The 16,865-nt window shown below is 72.7% G+C and carries 17 protein-coding genes; 10 read left to right on the forward strand and 7 right to left on the reverse strand.

The genetic code is table 11. The features are described 5' to 3' along the window. Window positions 1–109: 109 nt before the first annotated feature. Complete coding sequence (locus IF188_RS10715; protein ID WP_191171798.1) at window positions 110–952, reverse strand: amidohydrolase family protein; 843 nt, start codon at window positions 950–952, stop codon at window positions 110–112. A 52-nt stretch (window positions 953–1,004) separates the two neighbouring features. Here IF188_RS10715 and IF188_RS10720 point away from each other — a divergent pair, with 52 nt between their 5' ends. Next, complete coding sequence (locus tag IF188_RS10720; protein WP_191171799.1) at window positions 1,005–1,685, forward strand: FadR/GntR family transcriptional regulator; 681 nt, start codon at window positions 1,005–1,007, stop codon at window positions 1,683–1,685. A 5-nt stretch (window positions 1,686–1,690) separates the two neighbouring features. Here the strand turns inward: IF188_RS10720 and IF188_RS10725 are convergent, their stop codons facing one another. The 4 genes from IF188_RS10725 to IF188_RS10740 all read right to left on the reverse strand — a co-directional run bounded on the left by IF188_RS10725 (window position 1,691) and on the right by IF188_RS10740 (window position 5,257). Next, a complete protein-coding gene (locus tag IF188_RS10725; RefSeq protein WP_191171800.1) occupies window positions 1,691–2,629 on the reverse strand; it encodes a J domain-containing protein in 939 nt (312 codons plus the stop codon). A gap of 152 nt (window positions 2,630–2,781) precedes the next feature. Next, window positions 2,782–3,330: a hypothetical protein gene (locus tag IF188_RS10730; RefSeq protein WP_191171801.1), complete on the reverse strand. Its 549-nt coding sequence runs from the start codon at window positions 3,328–3,330 to the stop codon at window positions 2,782–2,784. Next, window positions 3,323–4,177: an LssY C-terminal domain-containing protein gene (locus IF188_RS10735; protein WP_191171802.1), complete on the reverse strand. Its 855-nt coding sequence runs from the start codon at window positions 4,175–4,177 to the stop codon at window positions 3,323–3,325. The genes IF188_RS10730 and IF188_RS10735 overlap by 8 nt, the downstream gene beginning before the upstream one ends. A 12-nt stretch (window positions 4,178–4,189) precedes the next feature. After that, the gene (locus tag IF188_RS10740; protein ID WP_191171803.1) at window positions 4,190–5,257 is read right to left on the reverse strand and encodes an enoyl-CoA hydratase/isomerase family protein; all 1,068 of its coding nucleotides are present in this window, start codon (window positions 5,255–5,257) and stop codon (window positions 4,190–4,192) included. 116 nt (window positions 5,258–5,373) lie between these two features. On the opposite strand from IF188_RS10740, the gene IF188_RS10745 reads away from it, so the two are divergent. Continuing rightward, window positions 5,374–7,278, forward strand: a complete 1,905-nt coding sequence (locus tag IF188_RS10745; protein ID WP_191171804.1) for an ATP-binding cassette domain-containing protein — start codon at window positions 5,374–5,376, stop codon at window positions 7,276–7,278. Further along, complete coding sequence (locus IF188_RS10750; protein WP_191171805.1) at window positions 7,275–8,105, forward strand: ABC-2 transporter permease; 831 nt, start codon at window positions 7,275–7,277, stop codon at window positions 8,103–8,105. The genes IF188_RS10745 and IF188_RS10750 overlap by 4 nt, the downstream gene beginning before the upstream one ends. 49 nt (window positions 8,106–8,154) lie before the next feature. On the opposite strand, the gene IF188_RS10755 is transcribed toward IF188_RS10750, so the two are convergent. After that, on the reverse strand, window positions 8,155–8,616 hold the full coding sequence (locus tag IF188_RS10755; protein WP_191171806.1) for a hypothetical protein: 462 nt from the start codon (window positions 8,614–8,616) through the stop codon (window positions 8,155–8,157). Window positions 8,617–8,720: 104 nt separating this feature from the next. Here IF188_RS10755 and cofG point away from each other — a divergent pair, with 104 nt between their 5' ends. The 4 genes from cofG to cofC are packed head-to-tail and all read left to right on the forward strand — an operon-like array spanning window position 8,721 to window position 14,486. Continuing rightward, complete coding sequence (cofG, locus tag IF188_RS10760) at window positions 8,721–11,240, forward strand: 7,8-didemethyl-8-hydroxy-5-deazariboflavin synthase CofG (RefSeq protein ID WP_191171807.1); 2,520 nt, start codon at window positions 8,721–8,723, stop codon at window positions 11,238–11,240. Further along, window positions 11,237–12,745, forward strand: a complete 1,509-nt coding sequence (locus tag IF188_RS10765; protein WP_191171808.1) for a flavin-containing monooxygenase — start codon at window positions 11,237–11,239, stop codon at window positions 12,743–12,745. Before cofG ends, IF188_RS10765 begins: the two co-directional genes overlap by 4 nt. Continuing rightward, window positions 12,742–13,752, forward strand: a complete 1,011-nt coding sequence (gene fgd / locus IF188_RS10770) for a glucose-6-phosphate dehydrogenase (coenzyme-F420) (RefSeq protein ID WP_191171809.1) — start codon at window positions 12,742–12,744, stop codon at window positions 13,750–13,752. Before IF188_RS10765 ends, fgd begins: the two co-directional genes overlap by 4 nt. Further along, entirely contained in the window at window positions 13,749–14,486 is a 738-nt protein-coding gene (gene cofC / locus IF188_RS10775; RefSeq protein ID WP_191171810.1) for a 2-phospho-L-lactate guanylyltransferase, read from the forward strand. Before fgd ends, cofC begins: the two co-directional genes overlap by 4 nt. Before the next feature lie 170 nt (window positions 14,487–14,656). Here cofC and IF188_RS10780 read toward each other — a convergent pair whose 3' ends face one another. Continuing rightward, complete coding sequence (locus IF188_RS10780; protein ID WP_191171811.1) at window positions 14,657–15,124, reverse strand: hypothetical protein; 468 nt, start codon at window positions 15,122–15,124, stop codon at window positions 14,657–14,659. Window positions 15,125–15,216: 92 nt separating this feature from the next. On the opposite strand from IF188_RS10780, the gene IF188_RS10785 reads away from it, so the two are divergent. Genes IF188_RS10785 through IF188_RS10795 form a run of 3 tightly spaced genes read left to right on the forward strand, consistent with a single transcriptional unit; the run spans window position 15,217 to window position 16,543 of the window. Then, complete coding sequence (locus tag IF188_RS10785; protein ID WP_191171812.1) at window positions 15,217–15,648, forward strand: cupin domain-containing protein; 432 nt, start codon at window positions 15,217–15,219, stop codon at window positions 15,646–15,648. Then, on the forward strand, window positions 15,639–16,283 hold the full coding sequence (locus IF188_RS10790) for a class I SAM-dependent methyltransferase (RefSeq protein ID WP_191171813.1): 645 nt from the start codon (window positions 15,639–15,641) through the stop codon (window positions 16,281–16,283). The genes IF188_RS10785 and IF188_RS10790 overlap by 10 nt, the downstream gene beginning before the upstream one ends. Then, complete coding sequence (locus IF188_RS10795; RefSeq protein ID WP_191171814.1) at window positions 16,280–16,543, forward strand: hypothetical protein; 264 nt, start codon at window positions 16,280–16,282, stop codon at window positions 16,541–16,543. The genes IF188_RS10790 and IF188_RS10795 overlap by 4 nt, the downstream gene beginning before the upstream one ends. The last annotated feature ends 322 nt before the right edge of the window (window positions 16,544–16,865 follow it).

The following is a 16,865-nucleotide window of genomic DNA, read 5'->3' on the forward strand; positions in this document are numbered from 1 at the left end:
TCCTCGCTCCGCTCAACGACCAAGAATTGGTCGTTGAGCGAGCGGAGCGAGACGAAACGCCGCAACCCGCCCATCGGACCCTGCCACGCGACGAGCTGCGCGTGCGGCGTCAGCGCAGGCCGTACACGCGCTCGGCGTTCGTGGCCATCACAGCCTCGGTAGCGCCCAGGCGGTCGACGGCCCACGTCGACACCGCCTCGGCCCAGCGGCCGTACGGACCGGAGACCGGCCAGTCGCCGCCGAACAGCAGACGGTCCGGCCCGAAGGCCTGCAGCGCCACGTCGAGGAACGGCCGCAGCTGCTCCTCAGACCACCCGCCCGCCGACTCGGCGGGCAGCCCCGACAGCTTGCACACGACGTTCGGCCGCTCGGCGAGGGCCGTGAGCTGCGCGGCCCACGGCGTTCCCGCGGCGGAGGCTGCGGCATCCCTCGTCCCCACAGCGGGCTTGCCGAGATGATCGAGCACGACCCTGAGCTCGGGCACGGCATCGGCGAGCGCGATCACGTCCTGCAGCTGGTGTGCGCGGACGCACGCGTCGAACGCCAGTCCGGTCGCCGCCACGGCGGCCGCCGACGCGCGGAACCCGGGAGCGGCCGAGAAGCCGTCGGGCTCGGATTGCAGCAGCCGCCGCACCCCGACCGTGAGCGGGCGCTCGGCGTAGGCGGCGAGGTGGGTGTCGGTGGCGGCGGGATCCTCCAGCGGCGCGTGCGCCACGATTCCGCGCACTCCGACACGCGATGCCTGCGAGAGAACCCAGTCGACCTCGGCGATCGACTGATCCGGCGCGCAGTCGGCCTGGACGAACACGAAGCCGTACTCGGCATCGGGGGCGGCGGCGAGCGCGCCGTCGAGCTCGGACGGCCCGAAAGATCGGAGCAGCGCGCCTTCGAGCCACCCGTAGTCGAGGAGCTCAGGGTCCCACAGGTGCAGGTGACTGTCGACGACACGCATGCGCACCATCATGACATCGGATGTCTGCGGCGGTGATGTCTACGATGGGGTCGTGGCCGTCACCGACGAAGCGATCTCGAAGATCAAGGACATGATCGTCCGGGGCGAACTGACCCCGGGCTCGCGACTGCCTCCCGAGAAGGAGCTCGCCGAACGCCTCGGGCTCTCGCGCAGCTCGATGCGCGAGGCCGTCAAGGCCCTCGAAGTGATCCGCGTGCTCGACGTGCGCCGCGGTGACGGCACCTATGTCACCAGCCTGGAGCCGAAGCTGCTGCTCGAGGCGATCTCGTTCGTCGTCGATCTGCACGACGACGACTCGCTGCTGGAGATCTTCGCCGTCCGCCGCGTGCTCGAGTCGCACGCGACCGGGCTCGCCGCCCAGCGAGCCGAGCTCGCCGACGTGGCGGCTCTCGAGGCCGAACTCACGACGGCCGCGCTCGAGACCGACATCGACGCGCTCGTCGCGCATGACGTGCGATTCCACGCCGCGATCGCGCGCCTCGGCGGCAACGGCTACCTCGCCGGCCTGCTCGAGAGCCTCACCAGCCAGACGGTGCGGGCGCGGGCGTGGCGCGGACTGACGCAGGCCGGGGCGACCGAGCGCACGCTCGCCGAGCATCAGGCGATCCTCGATGCGATCGCCGACCATGACGTCGAACTCGCGACCGCCGCCGCGCAGGTGCACATCTCGGGCATCGAGCGCTGGCTGCGACAGGCCCGCGACCGCGCCTGACCCGGCTACGCGAAGCGCACGGTCTGCTGCAGGCGCGTCCGCACGTCGAAGACCTCGTTGCCGCCGATGTCGCGTGCGCCGGTGACGCCGCGGCGCAGCACGGTCGCGAGTGCGCTGCGAGACACGACCGCGACGCGCAGGCCGCGCACCTTGCCGATCTCGTCGATCGGCTGCAGCACGTCCTCGTCGGGCAGCACGACGATCGCGCCGCTGAACCGCACGCCGGCCGCCCGGGCGATCGTGCGCATATTGGCGAGCAGCTCGGCGATCGGGGCGCCGGGCACACCGTCGCCGGTGAACTCGCCTCGGCGCAGGCGCACCGGGCCGCCGAAGTCCTCCGACAGCACGCCGTAGAGACCGCTCGGGCCGAGCACGATGTGGTCGATCTTCGCGTCGGAACCGCCGCGGCCGCCGGCGGCGACGTCGTGCCACACGGTGTACCCCATGCCGAGGTCGGCGACGATGCGCGCGGTCGCCTCTTCGGCGAGCGCGTCGGCCAGGAGCCGCCGCAGCGCCACCGGCGCCGAGCGCACCAGCGCGGGATCGTAGGGGTCGTCGAGGGTGACGCCGCGGCCCGCCCACTCCCGGATCAGCGCGAGGTACCGCTCGCGCCGCCAGCCGCCGGGCTGCCCGAGCGACCGGGCCCGTGGGCGCGTGTCGGTGCGGGCCGCGGGCGGGCGCCAGCCCGCCCCCGAACCGGCCGAGTAGTCCGGCGCGGCCGTCTCGCCGAAGCCGTGCCCGCGGTCGTACGCGGCGCGAGCCTCGGGGGTTCCCACGAGTTCCCACGCGCGCTGCACCTGGATGAACACCGCCGCGTCGCCGCCGGTGTCGGGGTGGGTCTGGCGCAGACGCAGCCGATACGCCTTGCGCAGCGTCTCGTCATCGGCACCGGGGTCGACGATGAGCACCTCGTAGGCAGACGCCGAGAGCGGACTGTCGAACACGGATCCTCCCCCGGACCTCCTGACCGCACCTCATCCGCGGCCGTCTCAGGCTACGTCACCCGTCCGGCGTGCGCCTCGCTCCGCAGTCACAATCCGCGCGCGCCGGGCTCGGGACCCGCGAAGCCTGACTGCGGAGCCTGCATGCCCGCGGCTCAGCGCGCCTCGTTGCGCCGCGCGTACGCGGAGGCGCTGCGGCTCGACAGCGCGAGCAGCACCAGGATGTCGAGCGCGAGCGACGCGAACGTCTCGTCCACGCGGATCTCCTGCCCTTGCACCCACCACGCGAAGAACGCGGCCGAGATCGACAGCACCGAGATGACCATCACCGCGATGCGGGCCGCGTTGCTGCCGCGCAGCACGAACACGGCGAAGACGACGTCGAGCAGGATCGACAGGCCGGCGATGCCGAGCACGATCCACAGCGCGATCTGTCGCGCATCGGCGCTGCCGACGTCGACCCCGTCGAGGGCGAGCTCCACGTCGGGGTCGCCGAGGATCTCCTGCCACGCGACCGCGATCGCACCGCCGACGAGGAGCCCCGCCATCGCCCGCAACAGCACGAGCACCGCTCCCGCGACGGTCGACGCCGGGCGCTTCATGCCGGGGTCGTGCGGCACCGGTCGCAGCAGCCTCGCCGCCGGCTCGTACGCCGGGCGCTTCTGCGGCTCGGCCCCGGCCGCCGGCATCCTCTCCTCACTCATGCCGCGCCCCGTCCGCGGCTCCCGCGTCCACGTCGCCCGCGGGCACCGCGCGCACGTCGACGATCGGCAGGTCGCCGTCGGTGCGGATGCTGTCGCCGCCGCCGTTTCGGGCGTGGTACCCCGTGGCGAAGTCGGCGATGACGTCGACGTCGACGCGCGGGTCGGCGGTCCGCACGGTGCTCACGATGTGGTCGCGCTCGACATCGGTGTCGGCGTCGATCTTGTGGGTGACCTGCAGGGTGAACAGCGACAGCCCGACCCGCGTGTCGAAGGTGCCGGCCGCGAGCCAGTCGACGCGTCGCCCGCCGGGCAGCAGCCAGCCGTCGGGGCAGCGCCAGAATCGCACGTGATGCCGTTGCGCAGGGTTGCCGGCGACCTCCTGCTGGTAGGCGAAGTCCTGCTGCCGGCCGAACAGGAACAGCGGGCTCACCGGGGCCTCGTCGTAACTGCGGCGGGTGAGCGTGGACGCGATGATCCGCCACGACGAGCCGAGCGTCACCGGGTCGGCGCGCGTCCATCCGGCCGCGGCGAGCGCGGCCTGGATCTGCTCGCCGGTGCCGAGGAACGCGAGGTTGACGGGATCGCCCAGCAGCCCGTCGCTGGTGCGCGTGCGGCCGATGAAGTAGTCGGGCACGTAGATCGTGGTGAGGATCCGATGCAGCCGCGGCAGCACCAGGTACGCCAGCAGCGCCCAGAACGCGATGAAGAACGGGATGCCCCACCACCCCACGTGGAAGGTCTCGGTGAGGCTCAGGTACGCCAGCCACAGTGCCGCGGCGCCCGCGAAGACGAAGAAGAACCAGTCGACGGCGACCCCGATCGAGTACGTGCGGCGCCGGCTGGTCACGATCGTCCCCCGTCAGCCCCAGAGGGGGATCGCGGGGCGGTAGCGGAGAGCGGATGCCGCGAGCTCCGGCGGCAGGTCCGCCAGGGTCGGCGGGGTCCAGCGAGGGCTGCGGTCCTTGTCGATCACCTGCGCGCGGATGCCCTCCGCCAGGTCGGGCTGGCTGGTGGCGAACCACATCACGAGCCCGTACTCCTGCTCCAGCGCCGCGCGGAGGCCGGGCAGCTCGCGCGCGCTGCGGACGGCGGCGAGCGTGACGGCCAGGCCCGTGGGCGAGAGCTCGCCGAGCAGCTCGGCGGTGGCGGCGGCCTCGGGCTCGGGGCGGGCCCGCAGCCGCTCCACGATCTCCGGCACGGTGTCGGCGTCGAATGCGTCGTCGATCCACGCGCGGGCGTCTTCGAGCTTCGAGCGGGGCGGGGTCTCGTCGAACAGGAACACGAGCTCGGCCAGCGAGGGGTCGGCGCGCGTCTCGAGCGCATCGCGGAAGCCGTCGAGATTCTCGTGCGGAACGAAGTGGTCGGCGAACCCGGCGTAGATCGCGTCGGCCGCGTCCATGACGGCACCGGTGAGACCGAGGTACTCGCCGAGACGGCCGGGCGCGTGGGCGAGCAGCCACGTGCCGCCGACGTCGGGGGTGAAGCCGATGCGCGTCTCGGGCATGGCGAGCTGCGAGCGCTCGGTCACGACGCGGATCGACGCGTGCCCGGCGACGCCGATGCCGCCGCCCATGGTGATGCCGTCGGCGAAGGCGACGAACGGCTTGGGGTATTCGGCGATCCGCGCGTTGAGCGCGTACTCCTCCCGGAAGAACACGCCGGCGTCCTCGGCGCGCCCGCTCGTGACCTGTTCGGCGAGGCCGCGCACGTCACCGCCCGCGCACAGTCCGCGCTCGCCGGCGCCGTCCAGCAGCACCGCGTCGACGTCGGGGTCGTGCTCCCACGCGTCCAGCGCGCGGTGCATCCGCTGCACCATGCCGAGGTCGAGCGCGTTGATGGCGCGCGGTCGATTGAGCGTCAGCCGGCCCAGGCCCGCGCGGGCACGGACGAGGACGGTGGGCTCGGCGGCGGCAGCGGGGTCGGTCACGAGCGCAACGTTACCGGGCGCCACAACTTCCCTCACGGTGACGCCGGATTTCCGCCAGGATGGGACGGAGTGCCGCGATGCGGCGGCCTCGCGCCCACACGACGAGAGGGTTCGGCATGCCAGACGGCCAGTCGCTGGAGTTCTCAGGTGTCACCAAGCGCTTCGGCGCGGTCACCGCGGTGGCGGATCTCTCCGCCCGCGTCGAGCCAGGCCGCGTCACCGGATTCCTCGGGCCCAACGGCGCCGGCAAGACCACGACGCTGCGCATCCTGCTCGGGCTCGTCCGCGCGTCGGGCGGTCACGCGACGATCGGCGGGCGGCGCTACGCCGAGCTCGATCGGCCGCTGCAGACGGTCGGAGCGGTGCTGGAGGCATCCAGCTTCCACCCGGGTCGCACCGGCGCCGCTCACCTGACGATCTACGCGCAGGCGGCCGGGATCCCGCGCGGGCGCGTCGACGAGGTTCTCGGGCTGGTGGGACTGGGGGATGCCGGCGGCCGCAAGGTCGCCGGGTACTCGCTGGGCATGCGGCAGCGTCTGGGCCTGGCCTACGCGCTGCTGGGCGACCCGGGCGTGCTGGTGCTCGACGAGCCGGCGAACGGCCTGGATCCCGAGGGCATCCGCTGGATGCGCGGATTCCTGCGACAGCTCGCCGCCGAGGGACGCACCGTGCTCATCTCGTCGCACCTGCTCGCCGAGGTGCAGCAGACCGTCGACGCGCTGCTCATCCTCTCTCGCGGCCGGCTCGTGTTCGAGGGGTCGATCGACGACCTCGCCGACCCGTCCGAGTTCGCGACCGTCGTCGACGCACCCGACCGGGACGCCCTCACCGCCGCGCTCACCGCCGCCGAGCTGCCGTTCGAGGTGCTCCGCTCGGGCCTCACCGTCCGCGGCGCCGATCCTGTCGCCGTCGGCGCCGCCGCGGCTGCCGCCGGCGTCGCGCTGTCGTCGCTGCAGCGCCGCGGGCCCGCGCTCGAAGAGGTGTTCCTCGACCTGGTGAACGGCACGCGCGTGCACGCCTCCGCCGCCGGCGGGGTGGTCGCGATGGCGCCTGTCGTCACGACGGACGAAGAGCCGATGGATGCCGCCGACGCACCTGATCCCTCCGTCGAGGCCGACGAGTCTGACGAGCAGCCGCATGCCGAGGCCCTCGCCGCGGAGGCCGCGCCCGCTGCGGCGGGAGTGGCGCTCGCCGCAGGCGGTACGGTCCCCCTCCAGGACGACGACGCCGAGCCGCATGCCGAGGCAGAGGATCAGGAGGCCGACGACCGTGAAGCCGGCGAGTCCGCCCTCTCCGCTGCCGAGCTCGACGCCGAAGCCACCGGCGCACCCGGTGCCGCGGCGGCCCTGGGCGCCGCCGCCGGAGCCACCTGGGCCGCCGAGCGCGACGCAGAGCCGGAGGATCCCGACGACGCCGAAACCATCGCCGAGCCCGCCGAGCCTGCCGAGCCCACAGCGTCCGACGCGGCATCCGAGCCGGCGGTGACGACCGGCGCGGGGTTCGCGGTGGCGAGCACGGGTGTGATCGACATCGTCCCGCCGGCTGCGGCAGAGGCGGTGCCCCCCGACCAAGCGGCCACGGATGCCCCCGAGGACTCCGACCCCGATGTCGAAGAGCTCGGCACGATCGACGACGAGCTGTCGGCTCCCGAGCCTCCCGACGCGGACGACGACCGCCCGTGGGAGAACTACGTGAAGACCGAGGCCGATGTCGAGGCCGACGCGTTCTTCTCGTCGTTCGACACCGGCGAGTCCGGTGACGGCTCCGAACCGGAACACGAGCCGACCGGTCCTGGGCCGGCCGACAGCACAGACGTTTCGTCCTCGGGCACCGGAGCGCCCTCCGCTCAACGACCAGGAGAAGAAGAAGACACCGCCGGGTCGTTGAGCGAGCGGAGCGACATGAAACGCCCTGACGAGACGACCGACCCCGGTCCGGACGACCCCGGCCCCGACGAAGAACCGGGGGCTGCGGCATCCACCCCTCCCGCTGACCGCGCCGACGAAGGGGGCGGACGATGAGCCTCACCGCGGCGACCCGCGCCGAGACGACGAAGCTGTTCTCGACGAGCATCTGGTGGATCCTCGCGATCGTGCTGTTCGCATACATCGCGTTCACCGCGGGGGTGCTCGGATTCGTGTTCGCGCTGTCGGCGACCGGCGGGCTGCCGGGCGAGGCCACCGGCGCTCCGGCGCTGCCCGAAGACGTGCTGCCGGCGACGCTCTACAGCACCGCCACCGCCGTCGGGTACGTGTTCCCGCTGCTGATGGGCACGCTCATGGTGACTGCGGAGTTCCGCCACAAGACGCTGACGCCGACGTTCCTCGCGACGCCGCGGCGCGGTCGTGTGCTCGTCGCGAAGCTGGCGGTCGGCATCGTGCTCGGCGCGCTGCTGGGCGTGATCGGCGTGCTGGCGTCGGTCGGGGTGTCGGCGGCGATCCTCGCCGGGTTCGGGCTCGACACGCAGCTCGCGTCGTCCGACACGTGGGCGATGGTCGGACGGATGCTGCTGGCCTACGTGCTCTGGGCGCTCATCGGCATCGGGGTCGGGGCGCTCGTGCGCAACCAGGTGGGCGCGATCGTCGGGGTGCTGGTGTTCACGCAGTTCCTCGAGCCCATCGGCCGCACGGCCGCCGCGTTCGTGGACGGGCTCTCGGATGCGACGCGGTTCCTGCCCGGAGCGGCGAGCGACGCCCTGGTGGGATCGAGCGTCTTCACGATCGCCGCGACCGGCAGCGGGTCCTCGGACGCGCTCGAGTGGTGGGCGGGCGGTCTCGTGCTGCTGGGCTACGCCATCGTGTTCGTCGTGCTCGGGCACCTCGTCAGCTGGCGCCGCGACATCAGCTGACCGGGTCCCTGAGCCTGTCGAAGGGCCGGTCCCTGAGCCTGTCGAAGGGTCAGACCGCCGGCGCCGCGGCGGGCGCCTTGCGCTTGCGCGGCTTCTTCTCGGGCACCGGCGTGCTGCCGGTCTCGGCCGCGATCTCGACGACGTCCACGGGCTCTTCGGCGACCTCGACGCGCAGCGCCTGAACAAGCGCCAGCCCGTGCCGGGTCGTGAGGATCACCCGCTGGAACTCGGCGTGACCGTCGAGGTCGATCACGACGCTCGGGCGGTGCCGCCGGATGACGGCGAAGTCCTCGCCGCCGGCGGAGCGCCACGTGCCCATCGCGATGACGCCGCGCACGTGCGTACCCGGGCTCGGGATGCCGCGCAGCCACGTCCAGGCGTCGTCGGTGAGCTGCACCTTCGTGATCGTCGAGCGATCGATGACGACATTCCCCTTGCGGAATGACAGGGCGCGCTCCGACACCGACAGCACGACCTCGAGCTGCGTCGAGTCGAGCAGCAGTGTCACCATGTGCCTAGTCTGCCAGCGCCTCCCCCGTGATCCGGGCTGATTTTGCTTACGGGAGAGCAACGATCCCGGGCCACGACCCCCGGACCGGGTGCGAGACTGGATCAGTGACCGTCGCGTCCCCCATCGTCGTCTCCCCGTCGGCCGCCGAGGTCGACCTCGTGCTCGAGCGCGCCGCCGCGGGCGCGCGCGTGGACGCCGCCGACGCCGAGATCCTGCTCGGCGCGACGGGCGAGCAGTTCGAACGCCTGCTCGCGCTGGCTTCGGAGATGAGGGATGCCGGGCTTGCGGCATCCGGTCGTCCCGGGGTGATCACGTACTCGCGCAAGGTCTTCGTCCCGCTCACGACGCTGTGCCGCGACCGCTGCCACTACTGCGTGTTCGTCGACACTCCCGGGCAGCTGCTGAAGAAGCACAAGCCCGCCTACATGTCGCCCGAGCAGGTGCTCGCGGTCGTGCGGCAGGGCCAGGCGCTCGGCTGCAAGGAGGTGCTGCTCACCCTCGGCGACCGGCCCGAGGAGCGGTGGCCCGAGGCCCGCGCGTGGCTCGACGAGCACGGCTTCGCGTCGACGATCGAGTACGTCGCGCACGTCGCACGTCTCGTCACCGCCGAGACCGGGCTGCTCGCTCACGCGAATCCGGGCGTCATGTCGGCCGACGAGCTCGCGCTGCTGCGCCCGGTCGCGCCGTCGATGGGCATGATGCTCGAGACGACGTCGCGACGGCTGTACGAGGAGCCCGGGCAGGTGCACTTCGGCTCGCCCGACAAGGATCCGGCCGTGCGCCTGGCTGTGATCGAGGATGCCGGGCGTCAGCGCATCCCGTTCACGACGGGCATCCTCGTCGGCATCGGCGAGACCGTGCGCGATCGCGCCGAGTCGCTCGTCGCGATCCGCGACGCGCACGAGCGGCATCAGGTCGACGGGCCCTCCCCGGACCAGAAGCAGGGCCACGTGCAGGAGGTCATCGTCCAGAACTTCCGCGCCAAGCCGCGCACCGCGATGCAGGGCGCGCCCGACGCCGACCTGCTCGAGTACGTCGCGGCGGTCGCCGTCGCACGGCTGGTGATGGGCCCGCGGATGCGCATCCAGGTTCCGCCGAACCTGTCGGATTCCGCCGAGTTCGGCCTGCTCGTGCGCGCCGGCGCCGACGACTGGGGCGGCGTCTCGCCGCTCACCGCCGACCACGTCAACCCCGAGCGCCCGTGGCCGCACCTGTCGGACCTCGACCGCATGACCGCCGAGCTCGGCTTCGAGCTGCGCGAGCGCCTGACGGCCCAGCCCGAGTTCGTGCAGGACGCGGCGACGTGGATCGACCCCGCGCTGCAGCCCGCAGTCGCCGCGCTGGCCGATCCCGAGACGGGCCTCGCGGCGCTTGCGCCTGCAGCATCCACCCTCGCCATCTCTGCTCCGCAGTCACAACCCGCGGATTCCGCCCCTGGGCGCACGCAGGAAGTGACTGCGGAACCAGGGGTCGACTCTGCTCCGCAGTCACTTTCGGTGCTTGGCGCCACCGGCGCAGCGGAGAACGTGACTGCGGAACAGAGGGGGCGACTGCCCGCCGGCGCGGAGGTGCGACGCCTGGCGAAGGCCGCCGCGGCCGACCCGCTCGCGCTCGACGACGCCGAATGGGTCGCGCTGCTCGAAGCGACCGGCGACGACCTCGACGCGCTCGCGGCGACGGCCGACGACGTGCGCCGTTACACCGTCGGCGAGGCGGTCACGCTCGTGGTGAACCGCAACCTCACGTCGTCCGGGCTCGGCACGGTCTTCACCCTCGACGACGCCGCGGCCATCGCGGCCGACGCGGCGGAGCTCGGTGCGAGCGAGATCTGCGTGCAGGGGATGCTGCCGCCCGAGGCCGACCCGTCGGGCTATGTCGACCTCGCCCGTGCCGTGAAGGCCGGCGCCGCCGGCACTCGTGCGGAGCGAGGAACGGGACGAGGCATCCACCTTCACGCGTATCGTCCGCAGGACGTCTGGGACCTCGCCGACCGCGGCGGGCTGGGACTCGACGGCGCGCTCGCGGCGCTGCGCGACGCGGGAGTCGACACCGTGCCGGGAACCGGCGTCAAGGTGCTGAGCGAGCGCGTGCGCGGGCTCGTCGCACCGGGCGATCTGGAGATCGACCGCTGGGTCGAGGGGATCTCTGCGGCGCACCGCGCCGGCTTCCGCTCGACGAGCGTGCTGTTCTACGGTCACGTCGAGACCGCCGCCGAGCGCATCGCGCACCTGCGGCAGCTGCGGCGGATCCAGCAAGAGACGGGCGGGTTCTCGGAGTTCGTTCCGATCCCGCTGCCCGGCCCCGTAGGCGGTGCGCCGCTCGTGCCCGGCCGCATGCCCCTCGACGAGCACCGGGCCATGGTGGCGGTGTCGCGTCTGCTGCTGTCGGGCAGCATTCCGCACGTGCAGATCCCGTGGACCCGCGTCGGCCGCGAGGCCTCGGTCGTGCTGCTGCAGTCCGGCGGCGACGACCTCGGCGGCACGCTGCTCGACGGGCGCGTGAAGCCCGAGGCGGGCATCGAGTTCGGCCAGGAGCTGCCGGTGAAGGATGCCGCCGCCATGGTGGCGCGGCTGTTCCGGCCGTTCCGGCTGCGCACGACGGACTACGGGCAGGTCGACACATGACCCGTGTCGAGGTCGCGATCGTCGGCGCCGGGTTCGCCGGGATCGGCATGGCGATGGCGCTGCGGCGCGCCGGCATCGACGAGTTCGTGCTGCTGGAGCGGGCCGCCTCCGTCGGCGGCACGTGGCGCGACAACACGTACCCCGGCATCGCGTGCGATGTGCCCTCGCACCTGTACGGGTTCGCGGCGCACCCCAACCCGTCGTGGTCGGGGACCTACGCGCGCGGGCACGAGATCCACGAGTACCTGGAGCACGTCGTCGACGCCGAGGGCCTCCGCGACCGGATCCGTCTGCGCACGACGATGCAGGGCGCGCACTGGGATGCCGGGCACGGGGTGTGGCGCCTCGACACGACGACGAGCAGCGACCCGGTCCTCGGCACGGCGTCGGAACAGATCACGGCCGCGGCCCTCGTGCTGGCCTGCGGGCGACTGACCGAGCCCGCGATCCCCCAGCTTCCGGGCCTCGAGACCTTCACGGGCCCGATGTTCCACTCGGCGCGATGGGACCACGACGCCCCGCTCGCCGGACGCCGGGTGGGGGTCGTCGGCACCGGTGCCAGCGCGGTGCAGATCGTGCCCGAACTCGCACGCACCGCCGCCCACGTGACGCTGTTCCAGCGGACCCCGGCCTGGATCGTGCCGCGAGGCGGCGACGCGTACTCCGATTCCGATCGCGACCGCTTCGCCGCCGATCCCGAAGCCCTCGAAGCGCTGCGCGCCGACCTGTACGCCGAGGGCGAGGCCCGCTTCGCCTCGCGCTCGGGCGACTCGACGGCCGCGGCCGAGGCGGAGGCGATCGCCCGGGCGCACCTGGAGTCCCAGGTCGCCGACCCGGCGCTGCGCGCCCTGCTCACCCCCGACTACGCGTTCGGGTGCAAGCGCGTGCTGCTCTCCGACGACTTCTACCCCGCGGTCGCCTCCGACGCCGTCACCCTCGTGCCCTCGCCGCTGGAGCGGGTCGAGGGCTCGGCGATCGTCGCCGCCGACGGTTCGCGGCATGAGCTCGACGCGCTCGTGCTGGCGACCGGGTTCGCGTCGACCCGTCAGCCCTACGCCGACCTCGTCGTGGGCGAGGAGCAGACCCTCGCCGAGCACTGGTCCGGCGGCATGACCTCGTTCGCCTCGACCGTCGTCGCCGGGTTCCCCAACCTCTTCGTCCTCAACGGCCCCAACGCGTCGCTCGGCCACTCGTCGTCGGTGCTCATGATCGAGGAGCAGGCCGGCTATGCCGCCCGCGTCCTGCGTCAGCGCGCCGGACGGGTGCTGCGCCTGGACCCCGACGCCGAGCGGGCCTACACCGACGAGATCGCGGCGGCCGCGGCATCCACCCGCTGGATGACGGGAGGGTGCCGCAACTGGTACGTCGATGAGCGCTCGGGGCAGCTCACCCTGCTGTGGCCCGGCACCGTCGACGCGTTCCGAGCCCGGCTCGCCCGCGCCGACGGGACGGAGTTCCTGCCCGAACCCGCACTCACATCCACCCTCGAGGGGAGACCCGCATGATCCCGCTGCGTTTCGGTTACAAGGCGTCGGCCGAGCAGTTCGGCCCGGGAGAGCTGCTGGACTATGCCGTCCAGGCCGAGGAGGCCGGGTTCGACTCGGTCTTCATCTCGGACCACCTGCAGCCCTGGCTGCACGAGGGCGGGCACGCTCCGGCATCCATCCCCTGGCTCGGCGCGCTCGGCGCCCGCACGTCGCGCGTGCTGATCGGCACGTCCGTGCTGACCCCGACGTTCCGCTACAACCCGACCGTGGTCGCGCAGGACTTCGCGACGCTCGGCGTGCTGTACCCGGGGCGCGTGATCCTGGGCGTCGGCACGGGCGAGGCGCTCAACGAGGCCAACCTCGGCATCACGTGGCCCGACCCGCCGGAGCGGTTCCAGCGGCTCAAAGAGGCGATCGGCCTCATCCGCCGCCTGTGGTCCGAAGACCGGGTGACCTTCGACGGCACGTATTACCACGCGCACAACGTCACGATCTACGACAAGCTGCCCGAGCAGGTGCCGATCTACATCGGCGCCGCCGGTCCCGCCGCGACCCGCCTGGCCGGACGCATCGCCGACGGCTTCATCACCACGTCGGGCAAGAAGCGCGAGCTCTACACCGACACGCTGCTGCCCGCGCTGCACGAGGGGCTCGAGAAGGCCGGACGGCCCGCCGATGCCATCGACACGCTCATCGAGGTGAAGGTCTCGCTGGCGCCCACCATCGACGAGGCGCGCGAGAAGACGCGGTTCTGGGCACCGCTGGCGCTCACGCCGGAGGAGAAGATGGGCGTCGACGACCCGATCGAGATGCAGCGCCTCGGCGAGGAGCTGCCGATCGAGCGCACCGCGTCGCGCTTCATCGTGTCGGACGACCCCGACGAGCACGTCGAGCGCATCGGCTGGTACATCGATCTCGGCTTCCGCCACCTGGTGTTCCACGACCCCGGCCACGACCAGGGCGCGTTCCTGCGCATGTACGGCGAAGAGATCCTCCCGCGCCTGCGCGCGAAGTACGGCGCGTGAGCCCGCTGTTCCGGCGCCGCGGCCGTGAGTCCCCGGAGCCCGCACCGGTGGCGCCGCGCAGCATTCAGTCGTCGCCGGCCACAGCCGACGCGCAGACTGAATTGCGAACACCGCGGTGGATCGTCGTGGTGCCGGTCAAGCCGTCGGCGCACGGCAAGTCCCGGCTCGACGTGCCCGGCGTCGCCCGCAAGGACCTCGCCCGCGCGATCGCCCTGGACACCCTCGAGGCCGCGACCGCGTGCGACGCCGTCGCCCAGGTCGTCGTGGTCACCGACGACCCCGCGCTCGCGCGTGAGGCGGCTGTGATTCCGGCGCTGCGGTTCGTTCCCGAGGGCGACGCTGGCGGGCTCGACGCCGCGGTGGCGGTTGGCATGGCCGCCATCGACCCGGGCGGACGGATGCCGCGCGCCGCGCTCCTGGGCGACCTCCCCTCGTTGCGGCCGGGCGATCTGGGCGAGGCACTTGAGGCTGCGGCATCCCTCCCCCGCGCCGTGGTGTCCGACGCCGAGGGAACCGGCTCGACCCTCGTGACCGCCGGCGCCGGTGCGGAGTGGGCATCGTCGTTCGGCGACGGCTCGTTCGCGCGTCACGTCGCGCTGGGCTGCGAGGCGTTGGAGATCCCGGATGCCTCGACCCTGCGCCGCGACGTCGACACCGCCGAGCAGCTCGAGGCCGCCCGCGCCCGGGGTCTCGGCCCCCGCACGGCCGCCCTGCTGGCAGCGTCGGCGGTCTGAGCAGCCGCGCTCAGGTGGCGGAAACGGCCGCTTCGACCCCCGCGTCACAGCATTGCGCGCCACCCGAACGATCGTGCGCCGCGCTCAGGTGGCGCAAACGGCCGCATCGGCCCCCGCGTCACAGCATTGCGCGCCACCTGAAGGTCGCGCGCGGAGGCCAATGAGCCGGGTCAGCCGCCGGGGCAGTCGCATTCGCTGCCGCTGTAGCAGGCGCACGGCGGCGGACCGGGGTCGACCTGTTCGGCCGGGGTGATCGGAGCCACCACTGATCGCACGTTCGGGAAGAGCCCGACGGCGAAGAAGGCGCACGCCGCGGCGATGAGCACCGCGAGCACGAGGGCGACCCAGCGGCGGGCGACGGCGGCCACGACGGCGGTGACCGTGAGTCCGACCGCGAGGCCGACGAAGGTCCCCCACACCCCGACCTGCTCGTCGATGGACGGCGACCCGCCGAGAGCCTGCCCCAGCGCCAAGGCGAGCAGATGCCAGAAGTTCATGAGCCCGGCGGCGAAGCCGGCGACGACCGCGGCCCAGGCGCCCAGTGCCGCCCAGAAGCGCCAGCCGGGCTGCGTGGCAGCGACCGTCGGCGTCGCGACCGTGGGCGACATCGTCTGGTTCGTACCGGGTGTGGACGACATCCCGCGAGGTTAGCGGCGGCCTCTTCGTGTGCGCGGATTCTTTGTGCACGTTCCACAGACAGGGCCGCACCACGCGCCGATAGCCTGGCCCGATGAGCGACTACCAGGTGCTGGAGATGGGCGGCCTCGACGAGTGGCGTGGGCACTACGGCGGGTTCACGCCCGAGAAGTCGCGCGACGGCAGGCGCGTCGTCGACCATGAGCTGACGATGCAGTACATCGGCATGACGGCCAACGCCTTCGAGCCCGGCGAAGAGGCCGGGTACTGGCACGTGCACGAGCGCATCGAAGAGGTCTACGTGTTCCTCGCCGGGCGCGGCCAGATGGCGCTCGACGACCACATCGTCGAGGTCGGCCCCGGCACCGTCGTGCGGGTCGGGCAGGGTGTGTTCCGCACGTGGCGCGCACTCCCCGACAGCCCCGAGCAGCTGCGCTGGCTGTGTCTGCGCGCCGGGGGCCAGGAGCTTCCGGAGTTCCCCGACGACAGCCGGCGCGCACCCGAACGCCCGTCGCCGTGGTCGTGAACGACGAGGGCGCGAACCCGCAGGACGCGACCCTCGCCGCGTACGAGCACGGCGCGCGTGAGTACGCCGAGCGCAACGCCGGCACGCCGTCGCCGCAGGTCGGCGATCTCGTCACCAGGGTGACCCGCGGCGCCCGCGTCCTCGAGCTCGGCAGTGGACCGGGAAGGGATGCCGCGGCCCTCGAATCCGCCGGCCTCACCGTCGATCGCACCGACGGGGCGGCGGCGTTCGTGGACGCTCTGCATGCGGCGGGCCACGAGGCCCGCGTGCTCGACGTGCGCGCCGACGACTTCGGCGGACCGTACGACGCCGTCTTCGCCAACGCCGTGCTCCTGCACGTGCCGCGTGCGGACCTGCCCGGCGTGCTCGCCACCGCGCTGCGCGCCTGCCGGCCCGGCGGCGTGCTCGTCGCGAGCTTCAAGAAAGGCGACGGCGAAGCCTGGACGCAGGCGTACCTCGACGACCCGCGTCACTTCACCTACTGGGACGAGGACGGCCTGACCGCCGCGCTCACGACCGCCGGCTGGGTCCCCGAGCACGTTTTCGAGTCGACCCGCCCCGAGTCGGTCGAGCGGTGGATCACGGCGATCGCGCGGACCCCGGCATCCCCTCACCCGTACCGGAGAAGCGGATGACGGATCGAGAGCACACCTCGTCCCCGCTGCGCCGGGCGGCGTGGATCGCGGGCGCGGTCGTCGTCGCGTCGGTGCTGTTCGCCCCGCTCAGCTTCGGCGGGTTCTGTGCGGATGCGCCCACGGCGGACGCGTCGTACTGTGTGACGACCTTGCGATCCCTGGTCGGCCTCGACACGAGTCTGTGGCTGTGGCTCGGCGCTGTCGTCGTGCTCGCGGGCTTCGCGTGGTGGTTCAGTGCGAGGCGCGGCCGCCGTCGCTGATGCGCGCGGTCACCGAGGACGCACCGGATCGACTGCACGGAGACTGGGGTGTTCCAAGAGGCCGGCCTCGCCCCTGAACGATCGCGACGATGAGGAGCACGACGGGCCCGACGAACGCTGCGGCGATGAGCCCCAGCACCGCCAACGCCATACCGACCGCGACGTCCGCGCCGGGGTCCGTGCCGTTCGCGAGCGCCGATGAGGCGGAACCGCATGCGAAGAACACCAGTGGCGCCAGAAGCAGCGGGATCACCCATCCGGAACGGCATGCCAGACGTGAACCGCCACACTCGGACGCGAGACGCCACATTCCGGCGCCCAC

It is taken from the genome of Microbacterium helvum (assembly GCF_014779795.1).
GTDB lineage: Bacteria > Actinomycetota > Actinomycetes > Actinomycetales > Microbacteriaceae > Microbacterium > Microbacterium helvum.